Origin of the sequence: Sphingobacterium sp. BIGb0165, from assembly GCF_024810095.1 — a bacterium.
Taxonomy (GTDB): domain Bacteria; phylum Bacteroidota; class Bacteroidia; order Sphingobacteriales; family Sphingobacteriaceae; genus Sphingobacterium; species Sphingobacterium detergens.
Genome location: NZ_JANUEB010000005.1, coordinates 245,426 through 264,551, shown reverse-complemented (window position 1 = coordinate 264,551; position 19,126 = coordinate 245,426). Strand labels below are relative to the sequence as shown.

General features: G+C 40.7%; 11 protein-coding genes. 1 reads left to right on the top strand and 10 read right to left on the bottom strand.

The features are described 5' to 3' along the window. Positions 1 to 7: 7 nt before the first annotated feature. The 10 genes from M2408_RS13110 to M2408_RS13065 all read right to left on the bottom strand — a co-directional run bounded on the left by M2408_RS13110 (position 8) and on the right by M2408_RS13065 (position 18,092). Positions 8 to 544 carry an RNA polymerase sigma-70 factor gene (locus M2408_RS13110; RefSeq protein WP_259182475.1) on the bottom strand — a complete coding sequence of 179 codons (537 nt, stop codon included), beginning with the start codon at positions 542 to 544 and terminating at the stop codon, positions 8 to 10. Positions 545 to 814: 270 nt separating this feature from the next. Then, positions 815 to 2,713, bottom strand: coding sequence for a glycoside hydrolase family 97 protein (locus tag M2408_RS13105; protein WP_259182473.1), 1,899 nt, complete (start codon positions 2,711 to 2,713; stop codon positions 815 to 817). Positions 2,714 to 2,815: 102 nt separating this feature from the next. Continuing rightward, complete coding sequence (locus tag M2408_RS13100; RefSeq protein WP_259182469.1) at positions 2,816 to 4,159, bottom strand: MutS-related protein; 1,344 nt, start codon at positions 4,157 to 4,159, stop codon at positions 2,816 to 2,818. Between the two features lie 187 nt (positions 4,160 to 4,346). Beyond that, complete coding sequence (locus M2408_RS13095) at positions 4,347 to 5,948, bottom strand: glycoside hydrolase 43 family protein (RefSeq protein ID WP_259182468.1); 1,602 nt, start codon at positions 5,946 to 5,948, stop codon at positions 4,347 to 4,349. 141 nt (positions 5,949 to 6,089) lie between these two features. After that, a complete protein-coding gene (locus M2408_RS13090) occupies positions 6,090 to 8,501 on the bottom strand; it encodes a hypothetical protein (RefSeq protein WP_259182466.1) in 2,412 nt (803 codons plus the stop codon). A 76-nt stretch (positions 8,502 to 8,577) separates the two neighbouring features. Beyond that, positions 8,578 to 10,581: a DUF5054 domain-containing protein gene (locus tag M2408_RS13085; RefSeq protein ID WP_259182465.1), complete on the bottom strand. Its 2,004-nt coding sequence runs from the start codon at positions 10,579 to 10,581 to the stop codon at positions 8,578 to 8,580. Positions 10,582 to 10,941: 360 nt separating this feature from the next. After that, positions 10,942 to 12,807, bottom strand: coding sequence for a RagB/SusD family nutrient uptake outer membrane protein (locus tag M2408_RS13080; RefSeq protein ID WP_259182462.1), 1,866 nt, complete (start codon positions 12,805 to 12,807; stop codon positions 10,942 to 10,944). Between the two features lie 25 nt (positions 12,808 to 12,832). After that, positions 12,833 to 16,006, bottom strand: a complete 3,174-nt coding sequence (locus M2408_RS13075) for a SusC/RagA family TonB-linked outer membrane protein (RefSeq protein ID WP_259182460.1) — start codon at positions 16,004 to 16,006, stop codon at positions 12,833 to 12,835. Between the two features lie 284 nt (positions 16,007 to 16,290). Beyond that, the gene (locus M2408_RS13070; RefSeq protein WP_259182458.1) at positions 16,291 to 16,680 is read right to left on the bottom strand and encodes a hypothetical protein; all 390 of its coding nucleotides are present in this window, start codon (positions 16,678 to 16,680) and stop codon (positions 16,291 to 16,293) included. 11 nt (positions 16,681 to 16,691) lie between these two features. After that, complete coding sequence (locus M2408_RS13065) at positions 16,692 to 18,092, bottom strand: MFS transporter (RefSeq protein WP_259182456.1); 1,401 nt, start codon at positions 18,090 to 18,092, stop codon at positions 16,692 to 16,694. A 77-nt stretch (positions 18,093 to 18,169) separates the two neighbouring features. On the opposite strand from M2408_RS13065, the gene M2408_RS13060 reads away from it, so the two are divergent. Continuing rightward, the gene (locus M2408_RS13060; RefSeq protein ID WP_259182453.1) at positions 18,170 to 19,018 is read left to right on the top strand and encodes an AraC family transcriptional regulator; all 849 of its coding nucleotides are present in this window, start codon (positions 18,170 to 18,172) and stop codon (positions 19,016 to 19,018) included. The last annotated feature ends 108 nt before the right edge of the window (positions 19,019 to 19,126 follow it).

The window sequence follows — 19,126 nt, the reverse complement described above, 5'->3', positions numbered from 1 at the left end:
TAAAATACTAAGAAGCCAGCATATATTCTTTCAGGTTAACCGTCAATACTTTAAGCGCTTTGGTGATATGATACTCCACCCCCTTTAGTGAAATCCCTAATTGTTGAGCGATTTCTTTACCACTAACATAACTTAACCGGCTCAATTCAAAAACTTCTCTCGTCTTCATAGGCATTGTATCCAAGGTTTGCTGCGTTATTTGCTTAATTTCTTTTAGGAAAATTTGTCCATCATTGACTTCGTTTGAGTTGTCAATCCGCAGCTGCTGTTCCCACTCGTCCCAATTATCCAAAGATTCTATCAATTGCCGATGTATTCGCTGATGCTTCAGATAATCCAGCGCTTTATTTCTAATTACCCTTAGCAGAAAGCTTTTTGGTGATAACAAATTCTCCTCCTGCATTCGTATCCATGTTATCATAAGTGCATCAGCAGTGATATCTTCGGCAACCACATCGATATGAACAAAAGATTTTGCGAATAAAAACGATCGGTAATGATACGCTTTAAATAATTGATCAAAGTTGTCTGCTATCTGTTTCATTACATAGTTTAGAAATATGGAAAGCTTTTGTCTTCATTGCAATGGAGTTTTATCTCTCCCTACCTAACAAATTGTTTCTTTCTTATCTGTAAAGTTTCAAATATGTCCACACTACAACCACGTCAAATTTGACTATTATTGGTGTTTTCTTTGCAGCCCTTTAAATTCATCATCATTTGCCAAAAGGGTAAAAACATAGATTGAGGCTAAAATAAAATCAGCCATTAATGTCAATGGCTGATTTTAAAAGTATTAAAGATTGAGCGACAGTTATTTCAAGGTATCTACAATCAATACGGCCCCTGCATTAGGTGGTAGCACTGTAGCAAATGTTGCCGAATTTAGCTTGAGCTCCTTTTTATTTACGATGTTATTGATTAGATCCTGTGTATCTTGACTCCATAAATGTGCTTTGAGACGTTCCGGATTCCCGGCAAAAGAAAGGTCTATTTTGATATCTTGTTTTATATTTGCGCCAAGCATGGCAATATACCAGCGATTTCCCGAACGCCTGGCGATAACACCACATTCTCCAATATCCGATTTCAAAATTTTGGTTTCATCCCAAGTTACAGGGAGACCACGATAAAATTCTAGGCTATTTTCAGATTCATCAATCAAGCTTTCGTGTTCTCCTCCTGCGCCACCAGCTTTATGCGGTGCATCAGCCGGACGGTCGTACCAATAGATAAACTGCCATGGGCTATAGATCATAATTGCCTTGGCCATTTGGGCTGCCTTCCCTCCCATTTTGGTATTTACACGAACGGCATGATAACAGTTAGTATAATCACCAGCACCTGCAATGGCACGTGTAAACATTGTCGTCAGACTCTGTTCAGAGCTCGGCGATTCCTCATCACCACGAATACCCTCCTGTGTCATAAGATTTGGAAAAGTGCGGGAATACCCCGTAGGCCGATATTCATCATGTACATCAACCATCAATTTATATTTAGCGGCTTTACGAACAGCCTCATGAAGCCATACCGTAGCCTCTTGACTACCCACATTAACAAAGCCAAATTTAAGGCCTTTGACGCCCCATTTTTGATAAATTGGTAGGATTTCATCCAACTGCTTTTCCAAGGCTTTTTTATTGACGTAAAGTAAGATACCTACATTTTTTTTATTCGCATAGTCAATAATATATTGCAGATCCAAAGGGCCTTTGGAACGTGCGAGATCAACGTTTACCTGAGAGGCATCCGAGGTAGTCGACTCCTCAGGCCCATACCAGCCTGCATCAAATTCTACATAAGCAATCTGATTACGTGCTGCAAAATCAACTGCTGCAATCCCACCATCAGTGGTCAAAGTCACCTCACGCAGCACTTTGCCGGGCTTTATCCAAGAGGTATCTTTAATCGTGTTAGACTTGTTGAGGTTAAGAACAAAATAATTATTTTCAACCAATTTTCCAGCCGAATTTCCCACCATAACATAACGCCAAGGACTTTCATATCCAGCCTGATCTAAATCAACTGCTCCGGATATTGCAGACTGAACAACATAGCTTTGTTTTTCTTCCTGATAAGTAAATTTCATACGGGCATAATCCACCAAAGCTGCCTCTCCAATGGCCATAAATAATTGTGGCGCAGGAATGACAACAAGCGGTCTCTCGAACTCACCTTTTAACTGACTCAGATTCGTTTTTGTATAAGCACTTTGTGCAGCGCCAGAAACCCAAGTCGTTGCATCTGTCCCGAAACGAAAGGCTGTATATTCAGATTTAATAGCAGCGCCAGAAAAATCATTGGCATCAAAACCATACTTTAAGGCTATTCCCTCATCATAAAGTCGTATATACACATAGATTTTCTTTTTATTTCCACTAGACTCCAATTGCAGGTCCAATTGATTATAATAATCTTTGATATTATCACATTCTCCAAAAACAGGTTTCCATTTCTGACGCACTGTATTCTTATTACTTTTGGATAATCGCCAGTCTCCTTTTACAATATTCTCAGTCCAGTCAAAGTTTAACAGATCAATAGTCGTAAGCACCTTCTTAGTACTGGACAATAATTGTATGGAATTTTTCTGTGAAGTAAGCTTTACCTCAGCCTGCAATACAGCTGTAGGGCTCTTCAAATTTATCTTTTGTGCATGTACAATAGAAATCAGCGGAATAAAAAGAGCAAGTAAAATAACCTTTATCATAAATTTGATTTTTTATCTAAAGAATAACTCTTTGTATAAGACGTGTAGAATCACCGCAACCCTAGTATGCTTCTAAAGAAAATAAAATCTAAGCTATTGCGATCATTGCTGTGACTGAGTTTTCCGCAAAATATCAAATACATGTTCTCGCCGCAGGAGCCACATACCGAGTTTTTCTTCTGCAACACCATCTGCAAGATGGTAGGTAAACAGGAGTCCTTTCTCCTCATCTAGCCTGACAGCCAAGTGCTTCATTACGGTGGTTCCTCCAGCTAGCAAAGATGAGATTTCAGTGATATGGGAAGATAATAAGAATACACTATTGTCAAATTTGTGAAGACAGTTAATGAGTTCCAATGTTGCCTCACTGGCATCATTGTGATTTGTGCCCTTAAATAGCTCATCCATCAGCACAAACATCTTTTTACCCGCAGCAAGTAATTCAGCTAAGTGTTTTACACGAAGTACCTCATTAAAAAAATGGCTCGCACCCGCATTGATATTATCGCCTAGATTTATTGTCGCTGATATCCCATCAAACAACACCGTTTCCATAACATCCGCAGGGACAGGAAAGCCAAGATGCGCCAAATACACACAGGTTCCAATGGTTTTCAATAAGGTAGACTTGCCCGTCATATTCGCGCCCGTAAGGTACCATAAGTTACCACCTCTTTTTATTTCAATATCATTCTTGACCGGATCTTCTAGAAAAAGATTATACGCTGCCCCTATTTTTATCATATCGGAACCTAAATTTCGATCGTCAATACTAGGGAAATTAAGGGGCTTACCTTTGGTAGCTTGAGCCACACCATACAAGGCGTCCAGTTGATATAAAACCTCAAATACTTCCCGTATTGCATTTCGCTTTATATTCCTAAACTGATAATCATATTTAATCATCAGTTCCAGGGACAGTTTATTTTTCAAGAGGTTATCAAACTCAGCCTGATCGATATCTTCAAGTACACAATCAATTTTATCGCAGTAATCGGCTATAATACTTCTGGTGGGATGCTGAGACTTAATGGACCCGAGAAATACGTTGAGATAATCTATGATTTTAGCTATTTCATAAATAGAGCGTCTGATTAATAGATCGCGTTTCTTGAAATCTAACGAAAGAAAATTTGTCGATACCAGTTCCAAGTAATAGGATGTTTTGGTTGCTGAATAGGGTTCCAATGGTAACGATAAATATTTTTCCAGATCTTGCATCATATATTTATCCAGAATATCCGCAATATCCACATCCTGCATAAAACGAATAATCCATTGTCTATCTTCTATTTCCGATTTGGCGGAAAGCGGTTCAAGAAAATACGTGTACAGGGTATCTCGACCACCCCATGTAATTGTACGGTCGAAAAAATCAACCATGTCTCTATACTGACTGTTCGTAACATTTAAATCTGCTAAGGTCTGTTTGTCAACAATATTCATATTTTCTCACGGGACTGCTTCATACGTGGTTCTTGGTACTGTTTTCTAAACTTACTTAAAATCACTGTCATTGCCAATACTGTATCAGAATAGTTATGTGTTTTGCAAAAAGCAACAAAAAAGCCCAGCATCGTCAAATGATACTAGGCTTTCGTGTAAATATAAGCTATTATTTTTAAACCATATTTTACTTATTGGTAAACCTAAACCAGTTAAAGTCGGCATAACCGTCCACCCCTTCAACACTTTTACTATAGTTGAACAGTGCAAAACGATTTGCTGTCCAAGGTAAGCCGAGTTGCATGGTTAAATCATTTCCAATGACATAAAAGTTTTCTCCATCTGTACTGTAATAAAATTTCGCAACAAATCCCTTATCGGTCACACGCGCCCGCACCCATAGTTTGTCACCTTCAAAATTCTCTTTGCGCTCAATAATCTTATCATCATTGCTCATGATAATTTTTCGTTTGCCATTGACCTGTTCCACAGCGACGAAAGCATAAGGAAATTCAAAGATACCAAAGCCAGCTACATTGCCATTTTTCAATCCCTTCAGATCAATTTCAACAGTACCTTCCGAACTCGGCCCCTGCACACGTTGTGTCAAGGTATTACGGGCCGTTTTTAAAGAATCTGCGCGTGAAGCATGTAAACGCATATAACCTTTACGTTCTTGCAGTGACCATTTGTTATTGTCAGGGTTATGATTCCATTGCCATTGTAAGCCCAGTTTACTTCCATTGAATTCATCTGTCGTCGCTGGAGTTTTTACAGCATAGGTCTTTCCGACATTGGGTTTCTTATAGGTAATGACATCCTTGTTACCTGTTCCGAGCATCGGCCATCCATCTTCCCATTTGACAGGCAGAAGATGAGGGACCCGACCTATGGCGCCACGATCCTGCATGATCACAAACCACCAATCTCCGTTTTTCAACTGTACCATACCACCCTGATGTAAACCGTTGTCGGGATAAGAACTATTATCATTGAGAATCAATTTGTGTTCATAAGGACCATAAATATTATCGGAACGCAAACAGATCTGCCAGCCCTGTGTTCCACCTGCCGGACAGGTGATATAGTACTTGCCCTTGATCTTGTACATATGTGCTCCTTCCATTCCAAAATGTCCCCCAAGTTCGTTGGCATTCTTGAAACTCCCTTGCCAGATTTTGACTTTATCGCTCTTCACAGATTTAACATCTGCATTTAGTTCTGTTAGGTATAATGTACCTTGACCATGCACGACATAAACTTTACCATTATCATCAAAGAACAATCCCGGATCATAAAGGTATTCAGGAAAGATAGTCCGTTTCCAGGGACCTTCAGCTTTATCTGCCTCACAGATGGAAAAATTACCTTTTTCTCGCCCCCAACCATATGGTGTACAGAATCCAGCGTAGAATTTCCCATTATGATGCTTCAAAGTTGCTGCCCATGAACCATTCAAGTACAAAGTTCCTCCTTCCATATTATAACGGGGATCTTCTTCATAACGATCTACGGCATAACCTACCATTTCCCAATTCACCAAATCTTTAGACTTCACAATCGGTGCACCCGGGACATAGTGCATACTCGTTGAAATCATATAAAAGTCATCACCAACACGGATAACATCCGGATCGGGCCAATCACCCCAAAACAAAGGGTTGGTAAACGTTCCATTTCCATTGTCAGGACTCCATACCTGTTGTGCCGACACCTGGCCAAAAATTGATAGTGTCAAAGCCAGCGCAAATCCCAGTTTCGTGGATGACTTACAGTAGCGCTTCATCATAATAGTAGTATTTATCTTAATTTAATTATTAATTATCGAAACAAGGTTACTTTGGCCAAGCCCGCTCTACCCTCAGAAACCTCCAGCATATTGACCCGAATAAAATCACTTTCGATACTCACTATGTCTTTACTCAATCTGCTATCTTTTCGTCAAACTTACCGATTCACCTTTCATCCGTGTATTGTATCTGATGATAACCTCTGGCTTTTCATCCCCATTATTGTCACAAGAAAATGCGATAGCAGAACCACCTTTTGGCAGCATGGCGGTCCCCTCCACAGATAAATCCGCAATAAGACGATAATTCTTGTCTGTTAATATTGCTTTTCCTTTATGATCCAATAGGATATACTGATCTTTTTCTAGTTTCCCCAAGATTTTGACAATCCCTTTATCTGTTTTAATAGAAGGGTTTTCGATCGAACCATCGCCCTCCACCTTAATTCGTAAGGCGAATGTGCTTTCTTCTGGCGACTCCCATGACCAGTCAGCTCCCCCTGGTTGTCCTGGCTGCATCGAAGAGAGGTCACAATGGAATCTTTTGGAGACAAATAATGGATAAAGCATAAATTTAGTGTCATCAATCTTTTCCAAATGCCATTCGGTCTTTGGATCCTTCAGCCTGAGTTTTTGTTCGGCAGTAAAAACATCGGCCAATCGCAGTTGATCCCAATTCTTCATGCTTTCCAATAACAAGTCTATCTGTCCATGTTGTTGTAAAGTTTTCATATCGATACTCATAGCATATCCTGAATCAAAACCTGCGGATTCGGAGAGTGCCCATTCCAGATCTTCCAAAGAGGTGGCTTCAAACTTTCTATCCGCTAGTCGTACCAAAAACCAACCCAACATTCGTGGGAACAAGTTGCGATAAAAATAAGCTTGGTTCTTGATCCGATTTTCGACCTGCCCCGTACGCATTTCTTCGCCCCAAGGCTCACCCCAGTTCATCCGGGTATGGATATGCCATAAATAATGGTCGAGACGACTGGCATCATTGATGAGACCAGTTTTATTTTCAAGACCTTGATAGAAATCAGCCACAAATTTGCCCGTTGCATAATAATCCTGTCCGGTATACATGCAGCCCTCCAGACCATCAAATGAAATCTGTTTCACACCTGTTTTATTAAAAATTGTGGTCAGTCTTTTGGCGTATTCATCCTGAAGTGTTAAATCCGGAAACAAAGTCTTATAGGGATAATCCCATAATTTATAGACACTTTTCTCTACCCCATGGCTTGTTTTTTTGGTACCAAACGCTCCCCGCACACAATTGGTCAATATCCATTGATCCCCCTTCTTTTCGGCTTTGCCATAAGTGATCAGTTCGTCCTCTATCTGTAGCGTATTGAGTGTCAGCGGTAGAGAAAAAAGCTCACTATTCTGAACGGTGATCTCTTGCTGATTAGCATCCAATGCAGCAATGAGTTTCAATTCACCCTGTTTGAGGAGGTGCTTGCTGGGGACTGGTGTAACATAAGGATCATTCGTTGTCGTAAAGTTAGACAAGGTATGGATACCAATATCGATTCCTCGCTGCGCAGCCCTATCAACCAATTTTTTCATGCCAGCATCGGCTTCTGTACTCAATTCTTTGCGCCACTCGAAATGTCCCCAATTAAGAAAAGGATCGGGATGGTATAGATTTTTAAATCCTGCGAGTTTTGTCTTTTCTAACGCAAAATCCAAATTGGTAGCGGAAAAGTTTGTAATCAAGTATGAACGCATCGCGTCACGCGATAGCTTAGCCCATTCTCCTTCAATCATGGGATGAGGCAAGCCCTGTTCCACCTCCACTCTTCCGATCCGTTTTAATATCTGGCTTCGTTTATCACCAAAGAGCGCTACTTTAGCTCCAACGATTAATCCATCGGGACCTTCAACAGGCAAGGTCATCATATTGTTCAATCCTTTCACCTGTTGCAATTCCCTCTCACTCCGATTTTTGGCAGACAACTGAAATACAGTTCCATTTCCAGCATCCACTGCTGCAAAATGACCAAATGAAATACTGGCTACGGATAGATCACTATTTGCTCCCTTATAGCCAAAAGTTGTACTATAATTCCCAATATAATCCTCGGGAATACCGGCAACGGTTTTAACATGTAAAGACTGCATACCAAAAGCCAGATCCTCCCCTTGAGCTACTCCTACGACCTCACCAACAACCTCGTGAAGCTTAATTTTTACAGGGCCAAACACCAGTAACTTATAAGCCGGTGATAGCTTTAGAACTTCATAGGTAATCGCTTCCTTATGCTGACCAACTTTCAGTTCGACAGCCTGACCGTCCTCCATCGTTAGTGAAAGACGATCTCCATTAACCTTAAGCCCTTTTGGCTGTATGATTTTTTGACCTTTATAAACCGACAGGATTGGATATTTACCAGTCTCAAGAAGCTCCTTACCGTCTACTTTAATTGAAGTATAGTAGCCCTGTTGATCAAAATGTATATGCGTTAAGTTCGTTTTTACTTCCTGAGCCAATGCAGGAAATCCCAATCCTGAGATCAATAGGCCAACCAGAAACGTAATATTTTTCATCGTATATAATCTGTTTAATCGTATATAATTTATTTATATGTAAATAACTATTCATTTGTATTCAACCTCAGGACGTTTATTTTGCTTTCTGCGGTATCCATTCAATATCAAATCGGTATGTCATTGTACCACCAAACCACATTCTAAAATTAGTTCCCCAAACATTATTAAATAAGCAAAAATGCAAGCCTCCATTTATATTCGGTTGACGCACTGAATAATTTAGCAAATCCCGCTCGCCAACGCCTACCAACAAGGCATCTTTACTACGGATACGTATTTTACCTACATTCGTCACAATATCCACGTAGTGATCCAATCCATGCAGTTGCCTATTCCCTCCCTCAACAACATCCAATACACGTACTGGTTGGCCTACTTTTTCAACGAGTATATCCAGGACATCCTTCGGATAGAAGCTCAGCCAGTATGCTTCCGGTAAACGGTTAGCCGGTTTATCCACCAAGGTGTAGCTCAACTGGATATGATTTGTTGTTTCATTGAAATGATAACTGCTATAGATCTGTTTTGGGAGTACCTGTTGTTCGACCCTATCTACCCCAGTTAGGCTCAAGAGATTGTATATTTCATTTTTAGTTTTATTATAAACAGATTTCTGAAGAGAGGCTATCAGGGTGCGGCTTTCGGACATATCCGAGGTTAGTCCCGGTTTGCCAAAATCCCGAATTGCCCAATCTACTTTTTGTGTAATATAGGAATCCATAAAACGTTCGAAATCCCTAGTTGAAAAGGTCTGATAGCTAAGTTCCCCCATCTTCATCTGAAAACCTTTTTTATCCAATTGGAATGATCCATCTTTGGCGAATTGTAGCGAACTATCCGGTCCTTCAAATTTGGGTTTAGGAACCAGTGCCAATTGCTGTAGAACACTATCGGCTTCAGCGCGCAGATCTTCGGGTAAATATTGCAGCGACCGTTCAACATGAGCTTCTTTTTCGGCCCAGGAAGCTTCTATTTTTTTGAACGCAGGTAATGCTAACGCTTGCGTAAAATCTGAAAAACGGTACTTATCCCAGTGTTGCAAATGTGTCTTGACATCCAAACCCCAGGTATGTTCGGCCACAAGGCCCAGATGAATGGCAAAGCGGATAGCAGCATCACTATTTGGATTTATACGACCATCTTGAACCCAAGTCTCATAACATCTGGATAAGGCTCTAAACCGAGCCATCATTAAAGGCGAACTTCCGAAGCCATGTATCCAGGTGTCGCCGATCTCTTGTGTCATCACAGGGAGCTTATTTCTCATTGGTCGTAATACATCGGCTACGTCACTAAGTGTTGAAGCTTGCAATATAGCGTTTGGGTAACGCTTCTGGAGGGATGCATAAATTTCTTTAACCTGCTGTACTGTATGTGGTCCATGATTATCGCCGGTAAATGCGATGACCATGGCCGTCTTTCCGTCAGGCAATATCATGTCACTACCGTAATCCTTTTGGTACATCAACGTCACTTCACTACCATCGGGACTTTTCCAGCGACATAGTGCCGGAACATTTGGTACCTTGCTCGCTGGATTTACACCTACCTGCAGAAAGTCAATGCCATTATTCCTCAGCAAAGGAACGATTCCCCTTGTATGACCAGGGACATCAGTCATCTTTGCTGCCCGCGTTTGTTTACCAAACTGGCGATCTAATTTTTTGGATAACTGCAACATCGTTCCAAAAAGTGCTTTATTCAGCGATTCCGATTCCACCGTATAGGGGATTGCGTTCCACACAATATCGCCCCGACGAATAGCTGCTTCCAACCTTGCTTTGTTCTCTGGGCTTGCCTGTTCCAAATAAGTAGCAATCAACCAGGAGCCTGTTGTCCATACATAACGCTCCTTTGCCCCAGAATTCCGAAGCTCCTCAGCGACAGCGATGGCTTTGGGAATAAATTCATTGATATAGCGCTGTTCCACAACCGAACTAAGTTCGGTAAATCCGATGTCGAGATGTGTTTTGAATATCAGGTGTACCTTTTGAACTGCATCATTTTGCTGCTGTCCAAAAGCAAAAAAAGAGGTCAGCACAAAAAAACAGGAACAATAAAATTTTCTGCGTTTCATGGGTAATATTAGGTTTATCTTATATCAAATATCGTTTATTTTATAATAAGACGATCGAAAAGGAGTAATCCCTAGGCAAAAATTGAGATTAACAGAAAATTATCTCGCTATAGAAAAGTACATGCTGACTAAATACGTTTCAGACAAAATATCCACTGTTACACACTATTTAAGTTTAGTAATCCTTAACATTGGCAAAAAAAAGAAGATAGATGAACACTATACATAAAAAAGGGCTTGTACAAAAATGTACAAGCCTCTTTTCTATTATTATTTTAACGCCTTTTTAAACTTAATGGTAAGCAATGTTTAAATGCACCATGAGCTACCACGCATTAACCGAATTATTACCACTCGCTATTATTGTAAGGGGTCAAAGGTTCCGCCCCATTCTTTGTTCTGAGGGAGTTGATCTGGTTCGATAGAAATTTGTGCAGGATTTAAAGAATTAAACCAGTGTTTGAGACTGAGTTTATAAAATTGATTAGCGGAAGCCGTTTTATCCAAGTTTTCTATAACGACAGCAGAGAATTTTGATCTTACCGCAGCATTCATGATATTATCTGTATTTCCCGGCAGGGACTGACCTTTATTTAACATCAATAATAAACCTTTTCTAGTACCTTGCGTATTTAAGATATCATAGCGTTTCCATCTTCTTAAATCAGAGTATCTGAATCCTTCAAAAGCAAGCTCCACCTGACGCTCATTTATAATTACTTGACGGAGATCTGCCTGTCCAGTCGCTGTAATACCATAATTTATCGCTGTCCCTGCTGCAATCCCTGCGCGCTTCCGAATGGCGTATAATGCATTTAATGCTTCACCACTCCGGCCAGTCTCATTTGCAGATTCAGCAAGATTCAAAAGAAGCTCGGCATAACGCATTGGTGAAAACCAGCTTTTCGCATTGGCCGCAACTCCCACTAAAGCATTTCTATCCAAAAGCGTATCTAAACCTTTACGTTGAAAAAAACCAGTTACACCATTTTCATCCCCATTTTGGATCAGTGGAGAAATTCCTGAAAACAAACTATTGTCTCTAGCTGGAAGCACGGTACTTGGCGTTGCTGTTGCCTTCCAAGTCCAGGCCTGCCAATAAGAGCGCGACCGCGGAGTTGTCATTCCGATAACATTGACATCAGGTGTTGGATATACTGTACCCCCACACCAAATAGTTGCATAGAAACGATCATCGCGATTGGTATAAAAATCTGTTAAGAACTGTTGATTATAAGCTGGATTGGACAATTGGTTCTGATCAAGCTGCATTGGACTGCCATCACGTTTAGGATATGCAATCAATAAAGGAAGTATCGGTTGGTCACTGTTTGTACTTCCATTCGTGAATGCAATAGGTCTAATAGGTGCAAAATTCATATAACTATCGGGATAGTAATACTGCCTAACCATAATCTGCTCTTTATTTCGAGAATACCAGATCAACCTGTAGTTTTCAAACAGTCCAAAACCCGCAGCATCCGCGGCTTGTACAGCAGCTTTTGATGCATTATACGCATTTGTCCATCTCGCTTGATCGTTTGTTGCATTAAATAACGGACTAGCATACCACAAAAGAATCCGCGCTTTAAGGCCTAAAGCTGCTGCACGATTTATACGGCCATAGTCAGCCCCACTATAATTGGGAGGCAAAGACGAAGCGGCTTCATCGAGGTCCTTTACGATCTGTGCAACACATTCGGAGGTTTTACTTCTTGGCACTTTCAATGAATTGAGGTCACTACCATCTTGTGTGTGCAAGATCAAAGGTACACCACCGATTGAACGGACCATCTCCCAATATTTCCAAGCCCGCCAAAATTTAGCTTCACCGATTAATCTATTTTTTGTTGTTGCACTGAGTACCGACTCCTGTACATCCGCCAATTGATCCATAAAATAATTGGCTTTGTCGATATAGGTATAATCCAAATTAGTGAAGTTGACTGCTACATCAACAATCCCCTGCTGGAAACTTCCTAAATTTCCTCCTGCCGCGTTGATACCTTCGTCAGCATTCGCTCCACTTCCAAGCTCCCAGCGCGGCATAAGACCACCATATATATCATTTAAATAGGCCTTGATCAGAACAGAATCCGTCCAGACATTTTTGGGATTTATCGCTCCAGTATTTTCGTAATCTAATCCCTTCGTACAAGATGAGGCGCCTAAGGCAACTAGTAGTACGACACAAAGGATCGATTTAAATTGATTTAGATATTTCATTTTGATTTCCTTTTAATGTTAAAATTTAGAACGTTAAACTGATTCCGGCATTAAATGACTTAACAATAGGGAAAGATGTCCCTCTATCCATCTCAGGATCATAGAATTTTTTATTGAATTTGCTGATCACAAAAAGGTTAGATCCTGATACATAGAAACGAATATTGTTCGCATATTTCTTATACCAGCTTTGCGGAAGATTGTAGGCAATATTCAAAAACTTTAAGCGTACGAAACTTACATCGGCCAACCAAAAATTACTTCCGCTCGTATTAACCACTCTAACCTCATCATTTGCACTGTAGCGATAAGGTAACCACGCGCCGGTATTTTCCGGGCTCCAGGATTCGGCAGCCCAAGGTCGCCACATCCGGTTCCACTCTACACCGTCGCTCAAATTATTGAAAGACTTTTTATAACCCAACGAACCATTGAAATTAGCGCTGATACTTAAACCTTTCCAATCGGCACTTAAGTTTAATCCAACGACTTTCGGATTATTGCTTTTATTTAATACTGTGATGTCATTCTCATTAATCGTGTTATCTCCGTTGAAATCTCTATATGCAAATTGTCCGGGTTTAGGTGCGTTGCCTTTAAAGTTATAGCCCGGGTGAGCTGCTAGCAAGGCATCGACATCAGACTGTGTTCTAAGCAGTTGATCAACCGTATATCCAGTGATCATATTGGAAGAACGGCCGTTACCAATTAAATTCTGATAATCATACGTGATATTTAAATCTCTTATGGTATACCAAGAGTTCCCATAAGTGAAATTAAGGCCAATATTATAGTTCAGATCACCTGTTCTGTTTGCGTAATTCACACTAAGATCGACACCATTCGCCTTCATTTCTCCATAATTAACAGAGGGCAAAGGTCGGCTGAAAGTAGGTGGAGTGGATTGAATTCTCGTACTTAAAATATCATACGTACGTGTTTCCCAGTATTCAGCTGTTGCATTAAAGTGTTTCAAGAAACTGATATCGACACCAAAATTTTTATTCAGGTATTTTTCCCAGGTAATGTTTGCATTTGGAAGAACATCATATTGTATACCTGGATTGAGTGTTGGAGTTTCACCAAAAATCGCACTATTACCAGTCACATATTTATCTTCATATTGCCAGCGTTTGGCATTTGCATCATCTTTTCCCCCGCTAGGATTTATTGCAACGAAGTCATTACCCGTTAATCCGACCGAAGCTCTGATTTTCAATGACTCTATTCCATTTACATTTTTAAAGAAATTTTCTTTAGAGATTACCCAAGCAGCTGAAACAGAAGGGAAAAATCCCCATCGTTTATCTTTCGGAAAATTTGCAGAGCCATCGTAACGGTAAGCAAAGGTGGCGACATATTTATCCGCGTAGTCGTAGGCAAATTGTCCAATATAGGATTTACGTCCTACTGTTGGTAAAAATCCATAAGCATTGTTAATTCTCTTTGTGGCTGTACCGTTTACAACGCCCGAACCACCTGTGGACGCCCACCATTGATCTGTCATATAGATCGGAAAGCCATTGATGGTCGCATCTATACCATCATAGCTTCTTTCCTGTCTTTCATACACCAATGCTGCATTGACATGATGTTGGCCAAAATCTCTTTCAAAGTTTAGTTGTAAGTTTGTCTGGTCTTCTTGGTTCCATGCAGCCATTTTCTGTATACCTGGTGTATGGTAAGTGAGGCGCTGGCCAACAATATTATTTAGATCCCAAACCACAGGTTCTATCTGAGCCAGCTGATAGTAGGTAAAAGGATGTGAGTAAATTTTTTGATTACTATTGTTGAAGGTTTTGATGTAACCAACTTTTGCACTTAAGCCCTCCAAAAACGGCATTTTGTAGGTCAGACTCAAATTTACAACAGACTTAAGACCTTCCGACTTATTATAACCAGAGAGTCCTTGGGCCTCTCCAGATTTATTGGAAATCCAAAAATAATCTACTGGTAGGCCCGAAGCCGTGAAAGATGGCATATAGGGTTGCCATAGTAGCAGTTTGGGAAACATATCTCCGGACCAGTCGCCTTCAGGTGAATTAAATTTATTATTGTTCAAACTGAGACCAGCAAAAACCGAAACGTTTTTGGTTAAATTGGCCGTTATATTGGTCCGTACATTATACTTTTTTTCGTTGGTATTCTTGATAAAAGTTTCCTGATTTACATAGGAAGCGCCGATAAAATACTGAAGTTTATCCGTACCTCCAGATGCACTTAAATTATGCGTAGTAATGGAAGGATTTACATATACATCTCTTAATTTGTCAAAACCATATCCTTTACCGCCACCAAAATCTCGGTCTTTAAAATAAGCTTTTGCAGTCTCTGTCCAAGGTGTGTTTGCTGGACCACCAGCTTCACCCCAGATTCTGTTTTGAATCTGCCCCCATTCCATGATACTCGTTAACTCCATATTCTTTCCACGAACATCCCGCCCAGTATTCACCGAGTAGTTGATAGAAACTTTTCCCGCTTTCCCGCGTTTGGTCGTAACCAGCACAACACCTGCACCAGCCCGGGCACCATATGCAGCTGTAGTCGCAGCATCTTTTAAAATAGACACTTCTTCAATTTCATTAGGGCTTAAATTGTTGAATTCTGCAGCATCGATAGTCACCTTTCCATCAATGACATAAAGTGTAGGTGAAGCATTCCATGAACTCGCTGTCCGTATACGGATATCGGGTTGCGCTCCGGGTATGCCACTCGGTGTGGACACATATAAACCCGGCATCCGACCGGCCAATAGATTTCCAACAGAGGTCGTTGGAATCTCGATATCTGCTTCCTTAAATTTTACCGAGGCAACAGAGCCGGCCAAAAGGCCTTTCTTTTGTGTGGTATAACCGACAACTACAGTTTCATCCAACGTAACAGCGGTGGGAACCATCTCTATAACAATACCCTGCTTCCCCATCACAGTTATGGTCCTGTAACCGATCATTGATGCCTTTAGACTTGATCCTTCGTTTGTGGTAATCGCAAATTTACCTACAGCATCTGTCTGTACAGATGAAAGCGCTGAATTTCCTTGCGCCCCTACGATAACAACTGTAGCTCCTGCCAAAGGAGTTCTTTTCTCGGAGTCAATAATTGTCCCTGATATCTTAATTTGCGAAAAAACATGGTGGGATTGCAATAGCATGAAGACAATTCCGAGCAACCGTAGGTGCATTTTTAAAATTTCTTTCATAATTTCTAGTTTTTTGGTTTTTCAGAGGCATATTTTAATAATACGTCCGTCAACAACAAATAAAAGCGGAATATTTCGCCCAAACCACGCTAATCTTAGCAAACATCTATGTTTTTTTCACTTATCAATTCAGCTTACAAATGGACCGATCCTCAGCAAAAACGCCCTTCACAACTTGCTGTGGAGGGCGTTAGATCATAGCTATGAATCGTTTTGTTACAAGTATCCAGCCTATGATTATCCTATGTAAGTGTTTTTCTGCTTCAGGATCTAGGCGGAGATTGCTACAACCAATGCTCGATAAGATGAAACCACAAAGCCTTTTCCTCTTTAATCAGAAAAACAGCAGACGAACTGCGTCGTGTAGTTGTATTTCTAGTGGACTGTATTTCGACATACGTAACCAGTGCATGATCATGTGAACAGGCTATTTCAATATTTTCCAGGAATACACGACGATCCGGAAATATACCGTATACCGTGGGTAACCAAGTTATAAACGAGTCCAATGAGATCCGGTTACCATCACCGCTCACCATTTCAAAATCAACTGAAAACCCTGAGAGGATCCTTTTAGATAGTTCTTCCCTATTTGCTTCTCCCCCTCTAAACCAAAGTTCGATGTCTGTACAGAAGCTTTCCAATGCCAATCTTGCTTTTTCTTTATTCTCCATTGTGTTAAAATTTATTTATCAATTGTATTAAATGCATTATTTCTCAGTTCGAACAATCTGCGACTGATAAGCAGGCTGATGATCTGGAACAATGCAATTGTTGCTATTGCCAGCGCAAAGGCTTTGGGAAAACCTACAGTTTCAATCAAACTAAAGAATAGTGTCCCAATGATAGCACCACCAGTAACCCCACCTATCTGCATACTGATACTGACCAGAGCAGAGGCCAGCCCCGCCTTCTCTTTGGGGACAAGGGCAATAGTGGTACGCATCATCACGGGCATCATCGTTCCATGTCCCAATCCTGCCATAAACAGCGTAATATGTGTTGGCCAAAAAGGTTGTTTCCCGTAATAAAACAGCAAGGCTGTCCCCAAAAAACCTCCCATGAGCAGCATCAATCCGATATAAATAAATGTACTTGTTGTAAATCTCAATCTAGCCACAAGCAGCGGTCCCAAGAAGAATGCTATGCCATAGGGAATAATTGCAAAGCCCGTATCTATGGCATCCCAGTGTAAGAATTCCTGTAAATAGTAGGGATAACAGATAAACAGGCCGGCTGTAAAATTGTACAGAAAGATCATCGGTAGACAAGCGGCAAACTGCTTATTATATAATAACATGGGATCGATCAGAACAGGTCGCTGCAGTCGATGAGCAGCTACCTCATGTTTAAAAAACATGTTCAGCAAGAGCGCTCCGGCCATCATGACAGCAAATATCCACCAAGGCCATTGGTATTCACGACCAAAAATAAGCGGGCAGATCAACAGCAATAAAGCAATAATCAGTAGTAAAGCACCTTTGTAGTCAATAGCAGCCCCCTTTTCAGTACCGTTGTTGTCCATCGTAAAATGAATACCGATAATGCAGCAAATTGTGACGGGCACATTGACCAGGAAAACCATTTCCCAGGATAAATTGCCCCAATGTGTCATTAATAATACACCACCGAGCAACTGACCAGCCACTGCAGCCAGGCCAAATACCGCGCTGAAAATACCGACAGCTTTGGCCTGTTCATTACTACCAAATAGTACACGGATAGAAGCCAATACCTGTGGAGCGAGCAGCGAAGCTCCGATTCCCTGAATGAATCTCGACACAATAAGGGTGGTAATATTCGGTGAAAAAGCACAGGCCAATGACGAAAACAGAAAGAGGTACAGCCCCCATATAAATATTCTTTTGCGTCCATAAATATCCCCCAGTCGTCCACCACAGACAATAAGTGCGGCATAGGTAAGGCCATAAATGGCGACTACAAGCTGTAACTGCTGGTCACTGGCTCCAAAGGCATTCTGTATCGCAGGTAATGCCATATTGACAATAAAATAATCCAAAGGAGATAGAAAAGCTCCTGCCACGAGGAAGCCTAGGGCTTGCCATCGCTTTGTATAAATATCCATAGTTATTTTTTATGCAAAAATAACCTTCATTTATACCATATAAATTGTACTTTTAAAGGAATATAACGTATGAATAGATGAAGAGCATACATACAGAACGGATCGGAGTCCGTGAGATATCACTGATCAATACATCGGAGACCATCCGTACAAAGACATCCTTATCTTTTGTGTATGTAATTCAGGGGGAGGGAGCTTTTACCTATGAAGGGCATACACTTGCCTTTGACATCGGGAAATTTATTGTTGTTCCACAGCATCAGACTTATCATTTTGAGAGTACCCAAGCCAAACTAATATTGATTCAATGCCCATTGACCTTTGTTGATAAAATACGTCTCGAAGCAGACCGGATCGAAAGCTGTGAAAATCTATACAAACTACAATACATCAGCAACAGTTACCATGCACGTGCGGGCTGTGTATTCAAGGACAAATCGGATGAAAAGTTTGCCGAAATGCTCGTTCTACAGATCGCAAGAGAGTTCAGAAATAAAACCGACGATTACCTCGTCATCCGAAACAGTATTTCCATTCTCCTGAACCTGATCGCCCGAAACCTCATCGGAAAGGAGATATCAGATATCCGGGAAAATCAAAAAGCCTTTTCAATTTTAAAGATTATCACGTACATACAGCAGTATGCCAAAGACAAAGAGAAAACCCGCATTCAGGAGATAGCCTCCCACTTTGGTATAGCTAAAAATTACTTCGGAGAGTATTTCAAACAACAGACCGGTATATCCTACCAAGATTACCTACTCGATTATCGATTGAAATTGGTCGAAACCTATCTGCGCTATAGCAGCATCCGCCTCGGAGAAATTGCACATGAAATGCAGTTTACTGACGAAAGTCATCTTTCGAAACTATTTAAAAAACATAGAGGGCTTACGCCAAATGAATATAGAAAACAAAAGTCTTAATAAAAAAACACCCGATAGCATGGGGTACTCCGGGTGTTTTAGCCATATTATTAACCTATTTTATGAAAAGTGCCCGTGATGGGCAACACTAAAGTAGAAAATAACTTT